We start from the raw sequence: 17,574 nt of genomic DNA, 5'->3' as shown, positions 1-17,574 counted from the left end.
ATTGTTCAGAAAACGTCGCTTTACCTTACGATATCTCGCGCTGATACTGACGTCATCCCTACTCCTTTCCTTCTCGGGGGCACCATGACGACGCTGGCCCGCGGCCCGCACGACCTCGGTCACGACCCCGACGATGCGCTCGTCCACGAGGTCGAGACCCTCGTACGACAGTGGCTCGACGCCGCGGCGACCAAGCCGGTGGACCCGGCTGCGCGCCAGCTCGCCGCCGTCCTCAAGGACCCCGCGGGCCTCGACTTCACGGTCGGTTTCGTCGATCGCGTCATCCGGCCCGAGGACACCGGGGTCGCCGCGCAGAGCTTCCGCGAGCTCGCCCGGCGCACGCCGCGCTTCCTGCCCTGGCACCTGCGCACCGGCGTACGTCTCGGTGCCGCCGTCTCGGCGTTCGCCCCCGGCCTGGTGATCCCGATCGTCCGACGCGCGCTGCGCCACATGGTCGGCCACCTGCTCGTCGACGCCACCGAGAGCCGCCTCGACAAGGCGATCACGCACCTGCGCTCGCGCGACGTACGGCTCAACATCAACCTGCTGGGCGAGGCCGTCCTTGGGGAGAAGGAGGCCGACCGTCGCCTGGCCGGGACGCGCCGCCTCCTCTCGCGCCCGGACGTCGACTACGTGTCGATCAAGGTGTCGGCGACCGTGCCCCCGCACTCACCGTGGGCCTTCGACGAGGCCGTCGCGCACATCGAGCGGAGCCTGCTTCCGCTGTTCCGGCTCGCCGCTGACGCGCCGACGTCGAAGTTCATCAACCTCGACATGGAGGAGTACCGCGACCTCGATCTCACGATCGCGGTCTTCACCCGTCTGCTCGATCGGCCCGAGCTCAAGAACCTCGAGGCCGGCATCGTGCTGCAGGCCTACCTGCCCGACGCGCTGTCGGCGATGCAGCACCTGCAGGAGTGGGCGGCTGCGCGCCGCGCTCGGGGCGGTGCCACGATCAAGGTGCGTGTCGTGAAGGGCGCCAACCTGCCGATGGAGCGTGTCGAGGCAGCGCTTCACGACTGGCCGCTCGCGACGTGGTCGACGAAGCAGGAGTCGGACACGAACTACAAGCGCGTCCTGCGCTGGGCGATGACGCCCGAGCGGCTCGCGAACGTACGCCTCGGCGTGGCCGGGCACAACCTCTTCGACGTCGCGTACGCCTGGGTCCTGGCCGGGCGGCGCGGGGTCCAGGACGGGCTCGAGTTCGAGATGCTCCTCGGCATGGCGGAGGGCCAGGCGGCCGCCGTGAAGGAGACCGTCGGCGGACTCCTTCTCTACACGCCCGTCGTGCACCCGCAGGAGTTCGACGTCGCGATCGCCTACCTCGTCCGCAGGCTCGAGGAGGGGGCGAGCCAGGACAACTTCATGTCCGCCGTGTTCGACCTCCACGACGACGCCGGGCTCTTCGCACGCGAGCGCGCACGTTTCGTGGCCTCGCTCGAGGCGCTCGACGACACGGTCCCGCCGCCGCACCGCGTCCAGGATCGCCGGCTGCCCGTCGCCGACACGCCTTCGGCGGAGTTCGCCAACAGCCCCGACACCGACCCGTCCCTGCCCGGAAACCGCGCGTGGGGGCGCGCGATCACGCAGCGGATCGCGACCTCGCGGCTCGGCGACGACCTCGTCGCCGCGCACACCGTCACCGACGCCGGGACGCTCGACGCGCTCGTCGAGGGCGCCGCGGCCAGCGGCTGGAGCGACCGTACGGGGGCCGAGCGCGCGGCCGTGCTGCGTCAGGCCGCCGTCGAGCTGGAGCGCCGTCGCGCCGACCTGCTCGAGGTGATGGCGTCGGAGTGCGGCAAGACCATCGACCAGGGCGATCCGGAGGTGTCGGAGGCGATCGACTTCGCTGCGTACTACGCCGGGCTCGCCGAGGACCTCGACCGCGTCGACGGTGCGGTCGCCCGCCCCGTACGGGTCACCCTCGTGACCCCGCCGTGGAACTTCCCGGTCGCGATCCCGACCGGCTCCACCCTTGCCGCACTCGCCGCCGGGTCGTCGGCCGTCGTCAAGCCCGCCACCCAGGCGCGGCGCAGCGGGTCGATGATGGTCCAGGCACTGTGGGACGCCGGAGTTCCGCGCGACGCGCTGTGCCTCGTCCACGTCGACGAGGGCGACCTCGGGCAGCGCCTCGTGTCGCACCCGGCCGTCGACCGCCTGATCCTCACCGGCGCCTTCGAGACCGCGGAGCTCTTCCGCTCGTTCCGTCCCGACCTGCCGCTCCTGGCCGAGACCAGCGGCAAGAACGCCCTGGTCGTCACGCCCCACGCCGACCTCGACCTCGCGGTGAAGGACCTCGTGCACTCCGCCTTCGGGCACGCGGGCCAGAAGTGCTCGGCCGCGTCGCTGGCGATCCTCGTCGGCTCGGTCGCCACGTCGCGCCGGTTCCGCGAGCAGCTCGTCGACGCGGTGTCGTCGCTCAAGGTCGGCTACCCGTACGACCCGACGACGCAGATGGGCCCGCTCATCGAGCCGGCCCGCGGCAAGCTCCAGCGTGCGCTGACCGTGCTCGCTCCGGGTGAGGAGTGGCTCGTGGAGCCGCGCCCCCTCGACGCTGACAGCCCCGATGGCAGCGGCCGCCTGTGGTCGCCCGGCGTGAAGACCGGCGTCAAGCGCGGCTCGGAGTACCACCTCACGGAGTACTTCGGCCCCGTCCTCGGGCTGATCTCCGCCGACACTCTCGACGAGGCGATCGCGATCCAGAACGAGGTCGACTACGGCCTCACCGCGGGCCTGCACTCGTTCGACCGGGACGAGCTCGCGCAGTGGCTCGCGACCGTCCAGGCGGGCAACCTGTACGTCAACCGCGGGATCACCGGCGCGATCGTGCGTCGTCAGCCGTTCGGCGGCTGGAAGAAGAGCGCGGTCGGCGCCGGGACGAAGGCGGGCGGGCCGAGCTATCTCGTCGGCCTGAGCGACTGGGCGAGCGCACCGGCGACGGTGACCGCCCCGATCGACGGCGCACCGCAGCAGCTCCTCGACCTCGCCCGCTCCGTGCTCGACGACGACGCGCTCGCGCTCCTCACCCGCGCGTTCGGCTCCGACGCTGCGGTCTGGGCGTCCGATCTCGGCGTCGCCAAGGACGTCACCGGGCTGGAGATCGAGCGCAACGTGCTGCGTCACCTCCCCGTCCCGGCGTGGATCCGGCTCGAGTCCGGCTCGGTGACCGAGCTGCTCCGCGTCGTCGGCGCCGCGCTGCGGGCCGGCGCCCCGGTGCGGATCTCGACCGTCGAGCCGCTGCCCGAGCGGGTCGCCACCGCGCTCGGCGGCGTCGGGCTGACCGCGGTCGTCGAGGACGCGGCGACCTGGCGTGACGCCCTCGCCGGGCTGCCGTCCGGGCGCGTACGCCTCATCGGCGGTGACCGGATCGCGTTCGCCGCCGCCAGCGCCGGCCGCCCCGAGATCGCGCTGTACGCGCAGCCGGTCGTCGAGGCGGGACGTGTCGAGCTGCTCACGTTCGTGCACGAGCAGGCGATCGCCGTCAGCGACCACCGGTTCGGCTCCCCGACGACGCTCGTCGACGGGCTGCTCTGACGGGCTGCGTCCGGTGCGCTGTGACGGGAACGACGGAACAGGCGAGCCGTCCCCGTGCGTTGATTGACAAGGCAACCATCCACTCCTGAAGGAGCATCCATGCCTGACGTACCCGCACTCGTCGACGTCGCCTGGCTCGCCGACCGTCTCGACTCCGATGTACGGGTCGTGGACGTGACGACGTTCCTGACCCAACCCGAGGGCGACGGCTACTACGACGTGGAGTCCGGCCGCGAGGCGTACGAGAAGGGACACGTCCCCGGCGCCGTCTTCGCCGACCTCCTCGCGGACTTCGCCGACACCGACGCGGCGACGACCTTCACCGCCCTCGACTCCGACACGTTCGCGCAGCGGCTCGGCGCGCTCGGCATCGGCAACGACGACCACGTCGTCCTGTACGACCAGGGCGTGAACATCTGGGCGACCCGCTTCTGGTGGAACCTGCGCCTCGAGGGCTTCGACCGCATCTCGATCCTCAACGGCGGCTTCACCGCGTGGCGCGAGGCCGGCCAGCCGGTCACGAGCGGCGTCGAGACCCTCCCCGCGACGACGTTCGTCGCGAAGCGCCGCCCGGAGCTGCTCGCGGACGTCGCGCAGGTCCGCGCCGCGATCGACGACGACAGCCGCGTCCTCGTGAACTCGCTCGACGAGGCGACGTACAAGGGCGAGCGCCAGACGTACGCGCGCCCGGGCCGTATCCCGGGCAGCAGCCACGTCTTCTTCGGCACGCTGCTCGACGAGTCCGGCCGCCTGCGCGACGCCGAGGAGGTCCGCGGGACGTTCAAGGCCGCCGGTGCGCTCGACGTCGACAAGAAGCCGATCACCTACTGCGGCTCCGGCATCGCGGCGACGACGCTCGCTTTCACGCTCGCTCAGCTCGGCCGCGACGACGTCGCCGTGTACGACGGCTCGATGACCGAGTGGGCTGCCGACGAGACGCTGCCGCTCGAGGTCGGCTGAGAGCCCGTACGACGCGGTCGATCGCTGTCAGCATGTGGCAGCGATCGACCGCACTGTCGCGTCAGCCGAGGTGGGCCCGCTCCGCGCCGATCGTCGTGTCGGCGCCGTGCCCGGTGTGGACGACGGTGTCGTCGGGCAGCGCGAAGAGCGTCGTACGGATCGAGTCCTCGATCGTCGGCCGGTCCGAGTACGAGCGCCCCGTCGCGCCGGGCCCGCCCTCGAAGAGCGTGTCACCGGTGAAGACGGCGCCGAGGTCCGCCGCGTACAGGCAGACGGCGCCGGGCGCGTGACCCGGCGTGTGCAGCACCGTCAGCGTCGTGCCGCCGACGGGGATGGCCTGGCCGTCGGAGAGGTCGACGTCCCACAGCGCGTCGGGGTGCGTGAGCTCCCACAGCGGCTTGTCGGCGGGGTGCAGGAAGATCGGAGCGCCGACGCGCTCGCGGAGGGCGGGTGCCACGCGCACGTGGTCGTCGTGGGCGTGCGTGCACACGATCGCCTTGACCGTACGGTCTCCGACCACCTCGAGGATCGCGTCGATGTCGTGCGGTGCGTCGATCACGACGCACTCGGAGTCGTCACCGACGACCCAGACGTTGTTGTCGACGTCGAAGGTCTCGCCGTCGAGCGAGAAGGTCCCCGAGACGACTCCGTGGTCGATGCGTGGCCCGTCGGCGGAGCCGATGCGAGGCGCGCCGCTCACGAGAAGACCACCACCGAGCGCAGCACGTCGCCGTGGTGCATCCGCTCGAACGCGGCCTCGATGCCGTCGATCGCGATCTCCTCGGTGACGAACGCGTCGAGGTCGAGGCGGCCCTGACGATAGAGGTCGACGAGCATCGGGAAGTCGCGGCTCGGCAGGCAGTCGCCGTACCAGGACGACTTGAGCGCACCGCCGCGCGAGAACATGTCGATCAGCGGGATGCCGGGCAGCTCCATGTCGGGCGTCGGGACACCGACGAGGACGACGGTGCCGGCGAGGTCGCGGGCGTAGAACGCCTGCTTCCAGGTCTCGGGACGGCCGACCGCGTCGATGACGACGTCGGCGCCGTAGCCACCGGTCAGCGCCTGGATCGCCTCGACCGGGTCGGTCTCGGAGGAGTTGACCGTGTGGGTGGCGCCGAGCCGGGTGGCGGCATCGAGCTTCTTGGGGTCGATGTCGACGGCGATGATCGTGCTGGCCCCGGCGAGGGCCGAGCCGGCGATCGCGGCCACTCCGACTCCGCCGCAGCCGATCACGGCGACGGACTTGCCGCGGCCGACGTTGCCGGTGTTGATCGCCGCACCGATGCCGGCCATCACGCCGCAGCCCAGCAGGCCGACCGCGGCGGGACGCGCCTCGGGGTCGACCTTGGTGCACTGCCCGGCGGCGACGAGCGTCTTCTCGGCGAACGCGCCGATGCCGAGCGCCGGCGACAGCGGAGTGCCGTCGGCCAGCGTCATCTGCTGGGTCGCGTTGTGGGTGTCGAAGCAGTACTGGGGCTCTCCGCGCTCGCACGCGCGGCACACGCCGCACACCGCGCGCCAGTTGAGGACGACGAAGTCGCCCGGCGCGATCGCGGTGACGCCCTCACCGACAGCCTCGACGATGCCCGCGGCCTCATGGCCGAGGAGGAACGGGAACTCGTCGTTGATGCCGCCCTCGCGGTAGTGCAGATCGGTGTGGCACACCCCGCACGCCTCGACCTTCACCAGCGCCTCGCCCGGCCCCGGGTCGGGCACCAGGATCGTCTCCAGACTCACCGGCTCCCCGACGGCCTTCGCCACGACACCCTTGACCTCGTGCATCCGTTCCCTCACCTCTCGTCGCTGTCGGTCTTCCCGCGTCACGCTACCTGCGCGCGAAAGAAGCGCTCGACCCCCGACGAACCCCGCCGCCCGTACGGTGGGCGGATGCCCCTCGAGCTGGTCGCGCTGATCGTCCCCGACTACGACGAGGCGATCGACTTCTTCGTCGACGTCCTCGGCTTCGCGCTCGCCGAGGACTCCCCGTCGCTGACCAACGACGGGCGCCCGAAACGGTGGGTGGTCGTACGGCCGGAGGACGGCGGGACCGGCATCCTGCTCGCGTGTGCCGACGGGGAGAACCAGGAGCGCGCGGTCGGCGACCAGTTCGCCGGTCGGGTCGGCCTGTTCCTCCGGGTCGCGGACTTCGACGCCCGCGTCGCGCGGATGAAGGCGGCGGGCGTGGAGTTCGTGTCCGAGCCGAGGACGGAGCCGTACGGGCGGGTCGCGGTCTTCCTCGACCTCGTCGGCAACCGCTGGGACCTGCTCTCGCTCGAGCGCGAAGACGGCGGCGCTGTCTAGCCGGCGTGGCGGGAACGACGAAGGCCGGACCCACCGGGTCCGGCCTTCGTCTCTCATCTGCGCGCTCGAAGGGATTCGAACCCCTAACCTTCTGATCCGTAGTCAGATGCTCTATCCGTTGAGCTACGAGCGCCCGCCTCATCAGCGAAGCGACCCCTACTCTAGCGGGTCGTTCCGCGAGACCGAAATCGGGCTCCCTTTGGTGGTCAATCGAGCCCCCGAGAGCCTGTGCGCAGGGTACGTTGCCCTCTCCGGCATCACCACCGTGAACTGCGCCGATGGCCGCATCCCCCGCTCGAACCGAGGTATCCCATGACCACATCCGCGCGCGCCCGCAGGCGCCCGCTCACGACCGCCGTCGCCCTGACGGCCGTCACCGCAGCGACGCTGGCCATGGCCGGCCCCGCGATCGCCGACACTCCCGCAGCGCCCGCGCCCACCATCGGCTCGGCCTGCCCGGCCGCGTTCCCCGCCACCGAGCTGGTCCGCCCCAGCGGCGCGAACCCCGGCACGCCCGTCGAGGGCATCACGGTCTCGTCCGGCACGGCCACCGACACCGTCAGCGGTGAGTTCGTCGGGACGCTCGACGACGGCATCGCCCCCGGCGTCGACATGCTCATCTTCAAGATGAAGGGTTCGCGCATCACCAACGCCGCCGGCGCCGTCGACCGCGGCATCTGGGCGGGCATGTCCGGCACCCCGCTGTACGCCGCGGACGGCCGCCTCGTCGGCGCCGTCTCGTACGGCCTCTCCGCCACTCCGAGCGAGTACGCAGGCGTCACCCCCGCTGCCGACATCTATCGCGCAGGGACGTACGGGACTGCCGCGGCCACCGCCTCGCTCAGCCCGAAGGTCACCTCTGCGATCCGTGCCGCCGGCGCGAGCGCTGCGGCCACCGCCGGTTCGATGCGCCGCCTCCCGACTCCCGTGATGATTCCTTCGGGTCTCTCGACCGCCAAGGCGAACGCGATCGCCAAGAAGGCGCGGCTCAAGGGCGTCACGTTCCGCTCCGGCGGCGTCGGCGGCCGTACGAACAGCCAGAAGATCCCGGTCTCGGCCGGCTCCAACGTGGCCGCGTCGTACTCGTACGGGTCGACCCCGCTCGCCGGCGTCGGCACGACGACCGCTGTCTGCGGGTCGACCGTCTACGCCTTCGGCCACCCGATGGACTGGATGGGCAAGACCAAGATGTCGCTGCACGGCGCGGACGCCGTCTATGTCGAGCGCGACAACTCCGGCTCCTACAAGCTTGCCAACGTCGGTGCGCCGATCGGCTCGTTCACGCAGGACCGCCTCGCCGCGATCGTCGGATCGATCGGCGCGGTCCCGACCGGCGCCAAGGTCACGACGACCAACCGCATGGGCACCCGTACGCGTACGTCGTCGAGCACCGTCACCTCGCCGGACTGGATCTCCTCCCTCGCGGCGCTCCAGTCGACGAACGACTCGTGGGTCGTCACCGACGGCACCTTCGGCGGCGAGGCACGAGCGACCCGCACGATCCGCCTCAAGCGCGCGAACGGCCAGATCCTGACCTACCGCCGCACGGACATGTACGCCGACCGGTACGACATCACCGCTGGAGCCGCCGACTATCTCGCCGGTGACATCGAGTCGCTGCTGTCCAACGACTTCGAGCCCGTGACGATCCTCGACGCCACCCAGACGTCGACGGTCAACGAGGGGTACGAGGCGTACTCGGTCGGTCGCGTCCAGGCCAAGCAGTTCGGCCGGTGGACGACGGTCGGTGAGGACGGCGTGATGGCTCGTCGCGGCGGCACGCTCCGCCTGCGCGTGACGCTGGTCCGCGAGAAGGGGGCTGCCGGCCCCGCGCGCAAGGTCGTGAACCTCAAGGTCGCGGTCCCGCGCAAGAAGCTCCGGAGCCCGATCGGGATGCTGACCATCACTGGCGGCGCCGGCATGAGCAACGAGGAGATGTACTACGAGGAGTACGCCGAGGAGTACTCCACCGCCGCCGCCGAGGCGTCCGGCCTGCCCGCGCTCATCCGTGCGATGTCGACCGCTGAGCGCGGCAACGACGTCACCGCTGTGCTGAGCATGGGATCGGGACGTCGCGCCGTCGACAAGACCGCACGCAAGGCGACCGCCACGGTGGTCACGGGCGGCCTGATGATCCCGGTGATGCGCTACGGCAAGCTGCCGAAGAAGCGCTGACACCTGGTCGAGCGACAGGGCCCGCATCCCGTGAGGGGTGCGGGCCCTTCGCCATTCCCGCCCCGGGTCACTCTCCGCACTTCCCGGGTCACTCTCCGCGCCTCCCGGTGACCCGGCGCGGGCAGAAGGGGACCCGGGGCGGGCAGAAACCGACCCGGGGCGGGCAGAAACTGACCCGGGGTCAGTTGAGGGTGGTGACGTCCACGTAGTCGATCTTCGTGTTCGTCCCGCCGAGCGCGTCCAGCGTGAGGCGGCCGTCCTCGACGGTGACCTCGACGGTCGCCGTCTTGTGGCGGGTCGCGGAGCCGACCGCTCCGGCAGGGACGAACGCGTCGATCGCGCGCGTGCCCTCGACGTTGAGCGTGTGGATCTCCGGGTCGGTGTTCACGTTGGGCTCACCGACGGCGACGGTCACCGAGTACGAGCCGTTGGGCACCGCGAGCTCCCATCGGCCCGGCAGCGGCGTGCCGTTGAAATTCGGCACGTCGTCGGCCTGCATGTGCATGAACGTGTCGAGCCGCAGGTCCGGCTGCACCGACTTGCGCCAGCGCCCGTTGCCCGGACCCGACGTGCCGCCGACGGACAGGTCGAGCGGCTGGAGCGTCGTCTCGCCGAGCCATCCGTACGTGAGTCCCGTGCCCTGGTCCGGACGCGTCCGCGCGCCGAACGCCTGCCCGAAGTCCTTGAGATAGCCCGCAGGCAGCGTCGCGGCCTCGTTGCCGAAGTCGACCTTCACATCCACGTCCTGCGCGGCCGCGGTCGGAGTCGCCGAGGCGGTGCCGTCACCGGAGTTGCCGGCGCCCTTGTAGACGGCGCGCACCACGTAGTAATACGTCGTGCCGTTCACCGCGGTGGGGTCGGTGTACGTCGTCGCCGACAGCGGGTCACCCGAGGTCGGTCCACTGATCAGCGACGCGTCGTTGACGGCGAAGTCTGCCGTCGTCCCGCGCCAGACCCGGTAGCCGACACCCACGTCGTACGGGTTGCGTCCCCACGAGAGTGTCACCTTGTTGTTGCCGGGGATCGCGACGACCTGCGGCGTGGTGATGACCTCGGGGCGGAGGTTGGTGACGAGATAGACGTTGTCCTGGTAGTCGTAGTTGATCCCGGCGTAGTCCATCGAGAGCAGGTACGACCCCGGGACGAGCGTGCCGGTCCGGTCCTTCACCGGCCACAGCCGCACGTGCTGGCCGCACGGGGCGACGCAGCCGTTGTTGAGGTCGACCTGCTCATTGTTCTTCGCGCGATCGGTCCACTCGTTGTCCACCCCGAACCCGAAGACCGGGCCGGGCGTGAACGACCCGGCAGCCGGCCCCGCACCCACACTGTTGCTCGCCCGCGGCAGCAGCGACTGGGCGTACTGGCCGCCCATGTTGGTGATCTGGGGCGCGGTGTTGCTGCCCTTGGCGTGCGACTTGAAGCTGGCGGTGCCGCCGTACGTGTGGAACCCGGCCAGCTGCCGTACGGTGACCGGCTTGGTGGTGTCGATGCGCGACCAGTACGGAGAAAGGACCTCGTCACCGATCGGCGCGTATTCGCCCTTGCTCGCGAAGCCGTTGGGGATGTTGCTGCCGATCCCGAACGCCTTCACGATCTGCGAGAGGTTCGGCTCCTGGCCACCCTCGCTCTGCGACTGCCAGAGGCCGCCGAGCCGGATGACCTGCTGAGGGTCGGTCTCGGCGTTGCTCTGCACGGTCAGCGTGCCGTTGTGGACCTTCGTCGATTGCGCCACGAATTTCACGGTGAGATCGCGCGTCGCGCCCGGCGTGACCGTGAACGGCACCGCCGGCGGGTCCACGAGCTGGAACTGCCCGGTGATCGGCAGCCCCGTGACCTGCAGCGCCGCCGTGCCGGTGTTGCTGATCCGAACGGTGCCCGTGTCGGCCATCTTCTGGTCGCCGTCCGCGGTGGTCTGCAGCCGGTTGAACGCGATCTGGTCGGCGAACGGCACCGGGTCGGGGTTCACCGCCTTGAGCACCGCGCCCTCGGCCTCCGCCGGGACGTACGGCTTGACGTTGCGGACGAGGAGCACGATGTCCTGGCTGTCGAACGGCGAGCCCGGGACCTCCTCGGTTGCGACGACGTACGCGTTCGGCTCGACGGTCCCGTCGGCATTCTTGTAGGGATAGACGCGGATGTGGTGCGGAAGCGCGGCGTCCCACGTGTTGAGGGCGTCCTCGGTGTAGGCCTTGCGTCCGCTGAAGTATGGCCACTCGGAGTAGAGCCCGAAGACGGTCTCCTCACCGGGGTCGATGTTGGTCGTCGAGCCCGTGGGGTTGATCATCAGCCCCTGCGCCTCGGACGCCTTGATCGAGAACTGCGGGTGGAGACCGGCGGCCTGCCCGGCGTCGTACCAGCCGACGTGCACGGCGGGGTCGTTGTTCTGCGGTCCGTACGCGGCCAGCGGCGTGATGCTGATCGGCGCGTCGAAGGCGGCCTTCTGGAAGAGCTGCGCGGCGATCTCGTCGCCGATCGGACCCTGCGTCGAAGGCATCGACGCGTTGCCGGGCTCGGGATCACCGACGTTGATCGGGATCTGCAGCGTGTCCATGATCCGCTGCAGCGACGGCTCGTTGCCCCCACCGAGACCTGCCGCGCCGAGGCCACGGAGCGCGACGGTCTTCGTGCCGACCGAGGTCGCGATCTGCAGGGACGCCGTCTTCACGCCGACCGACGACGGACGGAACGTGACCGCCACCTGGGTCGACGCACCCGGCGCCACCGTGATCGGTGCCGCGTTGGGCGTGGTCGTCGCGAACATCGCCGCGTCGCCGCCGGTGAACGTCAGCCCTCCGGCGGGGATGGTCAGCGTCTCCGTGCCGGTGTTGGTCACGGTCGCCTGCGCCGCCGGCGACGTGGCGTTCGTCTGGCCGCTGAGGACCAGCCGAGGCGTGACGTCGGCGCCGGCGCCACCGGCACCGCCGCGCGGCTTCACGAGCGCGATCGTGCCGTTGCCGAGCTGCGTCACGTACAGGTTGCCGGTCGCCGGGTCCTCGGTGAGGTCGAGCGGCTGGTTGAACCCGGTCAACCCGGTGGTGCCGACCTTGCGGTTCGACAGTGTCCCGTCCGGCGCCACGTCGAAGCTGACGATGTCCTGGCCCTGGCTGTAGCGGACATAGAGAAGCTTGCCCTTGAGCGCGCCGCCGAAGGCGTTGCTCGTGTACTCGATGACGCCGTTCGCGCTGGCGTGCAGCCCGGCGTCGAACACGCCCGACAGGTCGTAGTTCGGGTCGGCCGCCGTACCCACGGGATAGCGGGCCGTCTCGAACGGGTCGGTGCCCGCGGTCGGGTTGCCGTTGTTGAGGACGTACTCGCAACGGCTCGGGTTCGGGTGGCCGTAGTACTTCCCCTTGCGGACGCGGAAGACGTAGTCGGTCTCCGCGTTCGGGTTGCTCGTGATGCCCGCGATGCCGGTCGGTCCGCCATAGCCGCCGTCGGGGCGCTTCGTGCAGTGCGCGGGGAGCGTCGTCGGGACGGCCGGGACGTTGCCGCCGGCCGCGGAGCCGTTGGTCGGCACGTAGAGGCTGCCGTTGCTGTGCCACACCAGGTCGTACGCGTTGCGGATGCCGCTGCCGTACACCGTGACCGGCGCGTTCGCGGCGAACGGGTCGTACGCCGCCGGCCGCACGTTCACCGGCAGCTGTGCGGGCAGCTTTGTCAGGTCGACGCGGAGCGTGGCCGCCGACAGCGGGTGCTCCTCGCGGTTGCCCCAGGTGCCGTCGGCCGCGCCCATGGCGTTGTTGGCGCCGACGTTGAAGTAGAGGGCACCGTCGGGTCCGAACGCGACCGAGTTGGCCTCGTGGTCCTTGATGGATCGTGGAATGCCGTCGAGCACGGCGGTGTAGGTGCCGAGGTTCGGGCCGGTCAGCTTCGCGAGGCGGCCGCTGAGGTCCGGCACGTTGTTCTGGCCGATGAAGGGCGCGTTGTCGGTGATCCACAGAATCGGGTTCGCCGGGGTCGACGCCGGGTCGAAGGCGAGGCCGATGACCGTACGGGTGCCCTTCGCGTACGTGTCACCGCTGGCCGCGCTGTTGGAGTAGTCGCGGACGGTGGTGATCTTGAACCGGTTCGTGAGCTTGCCGTCCGCCGCGATGTCGAAGCGGTAGAGGTCGCCCGCGAGGGTCGCGGCGTACATCCGGCCGTCCGGCCCCTTGGTGATGCTCGAGTAGCCCATCTCGGCGCCGGTGGCCGCCGGAGCACCCGAGTCCGACGGATCGAACGCGACCGGTCCGCCGCCGCCGGTCGTCTCGCCGGTGGTGAAGACGCTCGAGTACGGCAGGAACGCGTGCCCGTCGACGTCCTTCACGGCGTCGGTGACGGCGAAGCGGTAGAGCGTGTTCGGCTCGAGCGCCTGCTTCGGCGACAGGTTGATGACGTCGCCCCCGCCGCTGGTGAGGACGTTCGCGTCGACCGCCGCCCCGTTCGCGACCTTGGTCAACGTGACGCTCGACGAGGTCAGCGAGCCTGGCGCGACGCCGCTGCCGACGAGGAACAAGTCATTGACGACGCTGCCGGTCGGGGAGGCGCCCGTGGCGAGGTTGGTCGGCGTCGACTTGCGCACCGAGGGCCGCAGGGAGGCTCCGGCGACGCTGTCCACCGTCACCCAGTTGAGCTTGGTGTTCGTGCCGCTGTTCGGGGTGATCGTGAGGCGGCCGTCGGCGACGTTGACCGTACGGACGGCCGTGGCGTGCTTCGTCGCCGCGCCTGCGGCGCCCGTCGGCACGAAGCCGGCGACCGCGCTCTGGTCCTCGACGTTGAGCCAGTGCACCGAGTCGGTCGCCGTGCCTGCGTCGCCGACGGAGACCTCGACGCGGTACGCGCCGTTAGGCACCTCCAGCTCCCAGTAGGCGGGGATCTTCACGCCCTGGCTGGCGTTCTCGGGAAGCTGCATGTGGATCGTGCCGGCCCGCAGCTGCGGGGTGCCGACCGGCGCCCCACCCGCAGTGCCGTCGAGGCGGTTGCGCCCATTCCCGACGATGCTCTGCGGCTCGACGGTGCCGAGACGCCGCCATCCGTACGCGAGCCCGGCGCCCTGATCGGCGCCGGTCCGCAGCCCGTACGCCTCGCCGAAGTCCTTGAGGTAGCCCGCGGGCGGCGCGCTCGCCTCGTCCGCGAAGCGCACGGCGCGGTGCACGTCGGGCTCGGTCGGCGCGTCGGCGCTGACGATCGCCAGGTGGTTCATCTTGGTGTTCGTGCCGCCGATCGCGTCGATCGTCAGCCGGCCGTCGGTCACGTGGACGACGCTGGTCGCAGCCTCGTACTCCTTGGCCGCCGTCGCCTGGAACCCGCCGACGACCGTGACGCCCTCGGCGCGGATCGTGTGCAGGCTGTCGTACGCCGTCGAACCCATCTGGTCGCCGACGCTGACCGCGACCTCGTACCAGCCGTCGGGGACGGCCCGCTCGAACGCGCCCGCGACGAGGTTGCCGTTGGCCGGGTTGGCACTGGCCACGTCCCCGTACTGCAGGTGGATCAGCCGGTTCTGCAGCGCGGTCACCGGCGCCGGTCGCGTACGGAGGCGTCCGTTCTTCGTCAGGTCAAGCGGCTCGTGCGTCGTGGCTGCGAGGCTGGCCTGCGTCACCCAGCCGAGGCCGGAGGTGTCGGTCCAGGCGGCGCCGCTGTTCTTGGTCCAGCCCGCCGGGACCGCGTTGTCGGCGGCCGTCGTGAAGACGTACTTCTCGTCGACCTCGACCGGCGGCTCGGGCTCGTCGGTGCTGTCGACCTCGACATAGTTGAGCTTGGTGTTGATGCCGCCGATCGCGTCGAGCGTGAGGCGGCCGTCGATGACCTCGACGGTCGTCGTCGCGGTCTCGTACTCCTTGGCCGCCGAGCTCTTGAAGGCGTCGATCGCCTTCTCACCCTCGACGTTGACGACGTGGGTGCTGTCGTACCCGTTGGCGCCGCCGCCCTGGTCGCCGACGGAGACCTTCACGGCGTACCAGCCGTCGGGGACGGCGAGCTCGAATGCGCCCGAGACCGTGTTCTGGCCGGCCTGCAGCGGCGGCGTCGCCGCGCCGTACTGCAGGTGGATCAGGCTGTTCTGCAGCGCGGTGACCGGGGCGGGCCGCGTACGGGAGCGCGTGTTGGTGGTCATGTCGAGCGGCACGTGCGTCGCGCTCAGGCTGTCCTCGCGGACGAAGCCGTCACCCGCCGCGTCGCTCCACGGGGTGCCGGTGTGCTTGGTGTAGCCGGAGACGCCCGGCCCGGCCGCCGGTTGGAACACGAACTTCTCGTGCACCGGCTCCGGCTCGACCTCCGGCGTGGTGACCTCGACGGTCTCCGACGCGGCGGAGGCGTTGCCCGTGGCGTCGACGGCGACGACCCAGTAGGCGTACGTGGTGCCGGGATCGACGGTGGTGTCGACGTACTCGGAGTCTTCGACCTCGGCGATCGGCTGTTCTTCGGCCAGCAGAGCCTCGGCCAGCAGAGCGTCTACGACGAGGGAGCGGTAGACCGCGTAGTGGTCGAGGTCGGCCTCGGCGCTGTCGGCCCAGTCGAGGGTGACCTCACCTTTGGCGGCAGTCGCCTCGAGCCCGGTCGGCGCAGCCGGCGCGGTGCCGTCGACAGGCGTCGCGGAGGCGCTGCCCGAGGGGTCCGACGGGTTGCCGTGCGTGTCCACGGCGACGACGACGTAGTAGTACGTCGTGCCGTTCGTGGCGTCCTCGTCGGTGAAGCTGGCCGTCGGGACCAGACCCGGTCCACCGATCCCGTCGCCGGTCGTCGGGACGTCGGCGGTCGTCGCGCGGTAGACGCGGTAGCCCGCGAGGTCGCTCTCGGTGCTCGCGGTCCAGGTCAGCGCGACCTGCCCGTCGCCCGCGGTCGCGGTCGGCGTCGCCGGTGCGGCCGGCGGGGTGGTGTCGGTCGGGGTGGCGGTGATGCCCTCGGTGAGGGCCGACGTGTTGCCGTTCTTGTCGAAGGCAGCGACCGCGTAGGTGTAGAGCGTGTCGTTCTCGGCGGACTCGTCGGTGTACGACGTGGTGTCCGCGTCGACGTCGGCGATCTCGACGTACGGGCCGGCGCCGGTCTTGCGATAGACCGTGTAGCCGTCGAGGTCGTCCTCGGTGTTGGCGTCCCAGCTCAGCGCGACCTCGCCGTCGCCCTCCTCGACCTCGAGGCCGGTCGGGACGTCCGGCGGGGTCTGGTCGCCCGGGTCGCCCGCCGGTGTCGCCGGGACGGGCGTGGAGTCGGAGGACGCGTTGCCGCGACGGTCGACGGCACGGATCGTGTAGAGGTAGGCGACACCGTTCTTGGCACTGGAGTCGGTGAGCGTCGTGTCGGTCGCACCGGCGGTGATCTCGATCGCGACGCCGCCTCCGTCAGCGCGGGTCCGCGTGATGACGTAGCCGTCGAGATCGGGCTCGGTGTTCGCGTTCCAGCTCAGCGCGACCTCGCCGTCGCCGGCCGCGGCGGTGAGCCCGCTCGGCGTGGCCGGCGCGCTCTTGTCGATCGGCATGGCCGCGACCAGCGCGGGCGACGAGGAGTTGCCCGACGTGTCACGGGCGACGAGCGAGTAGACGTACGCGGTGCCGTTGACGGCGCTCGAGTCGGTCGCCGTCGTCGCGGTCTTGCCGAGGTCCCAGGTCTTGGGCCCGCTGGTTCCACCGGTGCGCCGGAGCACGTACCCGGCGAGGTCGGACTCGGCGTTCTTCTTCCAGGCGAGCGAGACCTTGCTGTCACCGGCGTCGGCGACGAGGCCGGTCGGGGCCTTCGGAGCGACCTTGTCCCGCGGCGTCGACCGGACAGCAGCACTCGCGCGGGAGGCGTTACGTCGGTGGTCGACCGCGACGATCGCGTACGAGTACGCCGTGCCGTTGGCCAGCCCCGTGTCCGTGAAGCGCGGGGTCGCGACCTCGCGGAGCAGCCGGCCGCCTCGGTAGACGCGGTAGCCCCGCAGGTCGAGCGCCGTCGAGGCCTTCCAGCTCAGGGCGACGGCGCGATCACCGGCGACGGCGCGCACACCGGTCACGGTCGCGGGCGCCGTACGGTCGGGAGACTTCACGTACTCGGCGGCGACCGATCCTGCGCCGGACTTCTTCACGTAGCGGACCTCGAGCGTGTGCTTGCCCTTGCGGAGCTTGCGCACGGCCGCGGCGTACCGGCCCTTCGTCGACGTGGCGACCGTACGGCCGTCGACGCGGAGCACCGCTTTGCCGGTCGCACGCCCGCGGATCTCGTACGCGCCCTTGAGCGTCCGCGTCGTGCTCCAGCGCACCGAGAACGGCTTGCGGCTCGCGGGGTACGAGGCAGCGATGCGCTTCTCGCACCGGGTGACGGTGGGCTTGCCCTTGAACGCGGTGCCCTTGTAGTACTGCGCGAGCCAGCGGCCGGACTTGGCGCACTTGCTGGCGCTCGGGGCCGCAGAAGCCGGGTCGGCGAGACCAGGGGCGAGAGCGAGCACGCCGGCGACGAGCGTGAGAGCGAGGAGGAGGGCGAGGGCGGGACGACGGGGCTGAACGCCGTTGTTCATGTGCTGCTCCGAGCGGGCCGGGGGAAGTGACGTGACTCTAGGAATCAGCCCCCTCTCCCGTCAGGGAATTGTGAAAACTCAACTATCTGGACGATCGCCCTAGACAAGCCTGGAGACGATGCGATTTGTCGGGC

7 protein-coding genes and 1 tRNA gene are annotated in these 17,574 nt (G+C 70.8%); 4 read left to right on the top strand and 4 right to left on the bottom strand.

The annotated features are described in order from the left end of the window. Nucleotides 1-84 precede the first annotated feature (84 nt). Nucleotides 85-3,534 carry a bifunctional proline dehydrogenase/L-glutamate gamma-semialdehyde dehydrogenase gene (locus HCT63_RS02165; RefSeq protein WP_167001076.1) on the top strand — a complete coding sequence of 1,150 codons (3,450 nt, stop codon included), beginning with the start codon at nucleotides 85-87 and terminating at the stop codon, nucleotides 3,532-3,534. A 99-nt stretch (nucleotides 3,535-3,633) separates the two neighbouring features. Next, nucleotides 3,634-4,494: a sulfurtransferase gene (locus HCT63_RS02160; RefSeq protein WP_167001075.1), complete on the top strand. Its 861-nt coding sequence runs from the start codon at nucleotides 3,634-3,636 to the stop codon at nucleotides 4,492-4,494. Nucleotides 4,495-4,555: 61 nt separating this feature from the next. Here the strand turns inward: HCT63_RS02160 and HCT63_RS02155 are convergent, their stop codons facing one another. Together HCT63_RS02155 and HCT63_RS02150 are read right to left on the bottom strand one after the other, a co-directional pair. Next, entirely contained in the window at nucleotides 4,556-5,194 is a 639-nt protein-coding gene (locus tag HCT63_RS02155; RefSeq protein WP_243842849.1) for an MBL fold metallo-hydrolase, read from the bottom strand. Continuing rightward, complete coding sequence (locus tag HCT63_RS02150) at nucleotides 5,191-6,279, bottom strand: S-(hydroxymethyl)mycothiol dehydrogenase (protein WP_182397127.1); 1,089 nt, start codon at nucleotides 6,277-6,279, stop codon at nucleotides 5,191-5,193. Before HCT63_RS02150 ends, HCT63_RS02155 begins: the two co-directional genes overlap by 4 nt. Before the next feature lie 105 nt (nucleotides 6,280-6,384). Here HCT63_RS02150 and HCT63_RS02145 point away from each other — a divergent pair, with 105 nt between their 5' ends. Continuing rightward, nucleotides 6,385-6,798, top strand: coding sequence for a VOC family protein (locus HCT63_RS02145; RefSeq protein WP_167001071.1), 414 nt, complete (start codon nucleotides 6,385-6,387; stop codon nucleotides 6,796-6,798). 60 nt (nucleotides 6,799-6,858) lie between these two features. Here HCT63_RS02145 and HCT63_RS02140 read toward each other — a convergent pair. Further along, nucleotides 6,859-6,931 (bottom strand) — tRNA-Arg (locus tag HCT63_RS02140). A 179-nt stretch (nucleotides 6,932-7,110) separates the two neighbouring features. Here HCT63_RS02140 and HCT63_RS02135 point away from each other — a divergent pair. Then, nucleotides 7,111-8,973, top strand: coding sequence for a hypothetical protein (locus HCT63_RS02135; protein ID WP_167001069.1), 1,863 nt, complete (start codon nucleotides 7,111-7,113; stop codon nucleotides 8,971-8,973). A 181-nt stretch (nucleotides 8,974-9,154) separates the two neighbouring features. On the opposite strand, the gene HCT63_RS02130 is transcribed toward HCT63_RS02135, so the two are convergent. After that, nucleotides 9,155-17,440, bottom strand: a complete 8,286-nt coding sequence (locus HCT63_RS02130) for a choice-of-anchor D domain-containing protein (RefSeq protein WP_167001068.1) — start codon at nucleotides 17,438-17,440, stop codon at nucleotides 9,155-9,157. Nucleotides 17,441-17,574: the final 134 nt, after the last annotated feature.

Origin of the sequence: Mumia sp. ZJ430, assembly GCF_011751845.1 — a bacterium.
Taxonomy (GTDB): domain Bacteria; phylum Actinomycetota; class Actinomycetes; order Propionibacteriales; family Nocardioidaceae; genus Mumia.
This window is presented reverse-complemented; position numbering and strand designations above follow the sequence as displayed.

Excerpts from the sequence above, each read along its gene's own strand:
- HCT63_RS02145 (WP_167001071.1), top strand. The coding sequence starts at position 6,385 with ATGCCCCTCGAGCTGGTCGCGCTGATCGTCCCCGACTACGACGAGGCG.
- HCT63_RS02135 (WP_167001069.1), top strand. The coding sequence starts at position 7,111 with ATGACCACATCCGCGCGCGCCCGCAGGCGCCCGCTCACGACCGCCGTC.
- HCT63_RS02150 (WP_182397127.1), bottom strand. The coding sequence starts at position 6,279 with ATGCACGAGGTCAAGGGTGTCGTGGCGAAGGCCGTCGGGGAGCCGGTG.
- HCT63_RS02165 (WP_167001076.1), top strand. The coding sequence starts at position 85 with ATGACGACGCTGGCCCGCGGCCCGCACGACCTCGGTCACGACCCCGAC.
- HCT63_RS02160 (WP_167001075.1), top strand. The coding sequence starts at position 3,634 with ATGCCTGACGTACCCGCACTCGTCGACGTCGCCTGGCTCGCCGACCGT.
- HCT63_RS02130 (WP_167001068.1), bottom strand. The coding sequence starts at position 17,440 with ATGAACAACGGCGTTCAGCCCCGTCGTCCCGCCCTCGCCCTCCTCCTC.